Source organism: Paenibacillus sp. OT2-17, assembly GCF_009827695.1.
Classification (GTDB): Bacteria; Bacillota; Bacilli; order Paenibacillales; family Paenibacillaceae; genus Paenibacillus; species Paenibacillus polymyxa_B.
This window is the reverse complement of the sequence record NZ_WUDQ01000296.1, coordinates 1-4,489: the sequence shown is the minus strand read 5'-3', so window position 1 is coordinate 4,489 and position 4,489 is coordinate 1. Positions and strand designations below refer to the sequence as shown.

The 4,489-nt window shown below is 38.3% G+C and carries 1 protein-coding gene; it reads left to right on the top strand.

What is annotated here, in order from left to right; translation table 11 throughout:
• Positions 1-4,489, top strand: a 4,489-nt coding sequence (locus GRP75_RS19845; protein ID WP_160790147.1) for a non-ribosomal peptide synthetase, incomplete at both ends; no start/stop codon positions are given.

Sequence of the window (4,489 nt, the reverse complement as noted above, 5' to 3'; positions counted from 1 at the left end):
TAAAGGAAGTAAGGGAAAACTCTATAAGGGCTTATGAAAATCAGGACTACCAGTTTGAAGAACTGGTGGAAAAGCTTAATGTAAAGAGGGATATGAGCAGGAATCCTCTTTTTGATACTATGTTTGTATTGCAAAATACCGGCTCATCAGAATTGAAGATAGATAGGCTTAAGTTTATACCCTATACAAATGAATTTAGAATATCCAAATTTGACTTGACATTAAATGCTCGGGAAACCCAGGAAGGTATTGCATTTGATTTGGAATATGCCACAAGGCTGTTCAAGAAAGAGACTGTAGAAAGGTTTGCAGCCCATTACCTTAATGTTCTGGAAGAGATAACGGTTTATCCTGGAAAAAGGTTGTCAGAAATTGATATGCTTTCACAGGAAGAAAAGCAGAAAATACTATATGACTTTAACGATACAAAGGTCCGGTATCCTAAGGATAAGACTATACATCAACTGTTTGAAGAGCAGGTAGAAAAGACACCCAATAATATTGCTGTAGTGTTTGAAGATAAACAACTGACTTATAAGGAAGTAAACGAAAAGGCAAACCAACTGGCCAGAAAATTAAGAGAAAAGGGAATAAAACCTGATAGTGTAGTGGGAATTATGGTAGAACGTTCCCCGGAAATGATCATAGGGATCATGGCTGTCCTAAAAGCTGGGGGGGCTTATTTACCCATAGCTCCTGAATACCCTGAAGACAGGATCCAGTTTATGCTTGATGACAGTGGCAGCCAAATTATTCTGATACAGGATAAATTTATAAATGCTAAAGGTAGTTACAGAAATGCTGAATTTATTAGCATAGAAAATCAGGAACTATTTACTGGGGATGTATCAAATCCAAAGTTAATTAGTAAACCTGAAAACTTGGCTTATGTAATATATACATCCGGTTCTACCGGCAAACCCAAAGGGGTAATGATAGAGAACTACTCCGTAATCAACCGGATCAACTGGATGCAGAAGCAATACCCGATAGCTGAAGGTGATGTGATCCTGCAGAAAACTCCCTATACCTTTGACGTATCGGTATGGGAATTATTGTGGTGGAGCTTTACTGGGGCCAAAGTCTGCCTGCTGATACCGGGAGGAGAAAAAAATCCGGAAGAAATCGTGAAGGCAATCGAAAAAAATAAAGTTACCACAATGCACTTTGTACCATCCATGTTGAGTGTATTTTTAGAGTATGTAGAGGAAAAGGGGATAATAGAGGAAATAGCAAGCTTAAAGCAGGTATTTGCCAGTGGAGAAGCACTGAACCTGAAGCAAGTAGAAAAGTTCAACAAGCTGCTGTACAAAGAAAAAGGAACAAGCCTGCATAACCTGTACGGACCAACAGAAGCAACAGTAGATGTATCCTACTTTGGCTGCTCTACGGAAGAAGAATTGGAGCTTGTACCTATAGGAAAGCCCATAGATAACATTAAGTTATATGTTGTGAGTAAGGAAAAGGGCCTGCAGCCGATAGGAGTAGCGGGAGAACTATGTATAGCAGGGGATGGACTGGCAAGAGGGTACTTGAACAGACCGGAACTTACAGAAGAAAAATTCGCAGCAAACCCATTCGCACCGGGTGAAAGGATGTACAGGACAGGTGACCTGGCAAGGTGGCTGCCTGACGGCAACCTAGAATATCTGGGCAGGATCGACCATCAGGTAAAGATAAGAGGCTACAGGATAGAACTGGGTGAAATAGAGAACCGGTTATTAAAGCATGAAACAATAAAAGAAGCAGTGGTATTGGACAAAGAAGGAGCTGACGGAAATAAGTATCTTTGTGCGTACGTCGTACCGGATCAAGAAATAACCGTACAGGGGATGAGGGAACACTTGTCAAAAGAGCTCCCGGACTACATGATCCCTTCTTACTTTATGCAGATGGAAAAGCTGCCATTGACCCCTAATGGAAAAATAGACAGGAAAGCATTGCCCGAGCCTGACGGAAGTATGAGTACGGGAACAGAATATGTAGCGCCGCGGAATGAAGTGGAAGAGAAACTGGTTGAAATATGGCAGGAAGTGCTTGGAGCAAAACAGGTAGGAATAAGGGACAACTTCTTTAAAATAGGCGGAGATTCTATACGTGCAATATCATTAGTCAGCACAATATGCAAAAAGTTGGATATAAACATCCAAATCAGGGATATATACATGAATCCTGATATTGAGAGATTGTCTGCATTCTTAAAAGTAAAAGATACGGAAGCTTTTAACAGTAAGATGGGTAAAGCAAGGGAAGAACTGGAGTTATTTAAACAGCGAATATTGATGAATGAAACTCTCTCAGAAAAGTTACCTTCGGACATGGAAGATATATATCCGATGAGTCACATAGAGCTGGGTATGATTTATCATTCCAAAAAAGACTATGAAAATGCAGTTTATCATGACCAATTTGCATTTCATCTGAATGACAAAGACTTTGATTTCCCAGCATTTAAAGAAGCGATGCTTCTAATGACGTCAAAACATGATATTTTAAGGACGGTTTTTAATTTAGAGGATTTTGAAACTCCTGTGCAAATTGTTTACAAGGGCAGTAGTCTTGATATTGAGCAGATAGATATCATGAATTTTAGCAGGACAGGGCAGGTTGAGTATATAAACAAATATTTGGAAAATGACAGAGCGAATCCGTTTGATATATCAAAGCCCCTTTGGAGGATAAGAATATTCAAACTTGACGCAAACCATATTTGTCTGGTTCTGATATTCCACCATGCTATCCTGGATGGCTGGAGTGTTGCTTCATTGATTACGGAAGTTTCAAACCTATACTCTAAGCTTAAGCAAGAAAAAGATTATATACCAACACGGCTTAAATGCAGCTATAAAGATTATATAGCAGACCAAATGACAATTAAGGACAACCAGGAAGTAATTAATTATTGGAGAGAGGAATTAAGTGAATATAAAAGGTTGAATATGCCTGCAAATATTCATGGAAAAACAAAAAAATCTTATAAAGTAGACCATGTAACACGCCATTTAAGTCAGGAATTTTTAGGTGATTTAAGAAGTACTGCCAGAAGATATGATGTAAGCTTAAAGACACTTTGCTTTGCTGCATACACTTATATGCTCAATATGCTTTCATACGAGGATGACTTTGTCGTAGGTTTGGTAGAAAATAACAGACCTGTATGCGAAGATGGAGATAAGATGCTGGGGTGCTTCTTAAATACGGTTCCCGTCAAAATGTGTTTTGATAAAATCGATATATGGGAGGAATTGATAAAAGTTGCAGAAAAGAAATTAATAAACTTAAAGCTTTATGGAAGACTGCCTTTATTTGAGATCATAAATATCCTGGGCGGAAAAGAAAACAAAGAGGAAAATCCTTTATTTGATACCATATTCAATTATGTGGATTTTCATATATATAACGAGATAATAAACAAAGAAATCGGTGATGTTAAAGATAGAATTTCAGTTGATGAATATGAAGCAACCAATACAAGTCTTGACTTTACAGTAAGTAATACATTCGATGATCTTAATATAAGCTTGATCTACTCGGACAAAGTATTGGAAAGAAAACAGGCAGAAGAGTGTATAGACTATTTTATTAATATTTTAAATATGTTTATCCATAACCCCAAAGGGTTAGTTGACAAGCTTATTATATTAAGTCATGAAGAAAGAAAGCAGTTGCTGATAGACTTTAATGATACTAAGAAAGACTATCCGCAGGACAAAACCATACATGAGCTGTTTGCTGAGCAGGTGGAAAGGACACCTGACAACATAGCTGTGGTATATGAAGACAAGCACTTGACTTACAGGGAATTGAACGGAAAGGCAAATCATTTGGCCAGAGTATTGAGGAACAAAGGGGTAAAGCCTGACCGTATTGTAGGAATTATGGCCGAACGTTCATTTGAGATGATTGTGGGGATATTTGCCATATTGAAAGCTGGAGGGGCGTATCTGCCGATAGATCCTAATTATCCTGATACAAGGATAAAGTATTTGTTGGACGATAGTGGTTCCCAGATCCTTTTGACCTCCAGGACCTTTATGGAAAATAAGCAGATTGATGCGGATATTATATATCTGGAGGAAGAATATTTAAATGAAGAGAACTCAAAGCTTGAAAATGTAAACAAACCCTCGGACCTTGCGTACGTCATTTATACATCAGGTTCGACAGGGAAGCCCAAAGGTGGAATGATTGAGCATACTAGCGTTGTAAACATAATTACAGCCCTCCAGGCCATGTATCCGCTTAAAGCGGAAGACGCTTTTCTATTTAAAACAACTTATACCTTTGACGTATCCGTAGCTGAGATATTTGGCTGGTTCCTCAACGGAGGAAAGCTTGTAATATCACGCCAAGGTGTGGAAAAGGAAGCTATGGAGTTAGTAGAGGTAATAAACAAGCATAAGATAACCCATGTAAACTTTGTACCATCAATGCTGAATATAATGGTACATACTTTAAAAGATAATGGTATAAAACTGCCATCAACTCT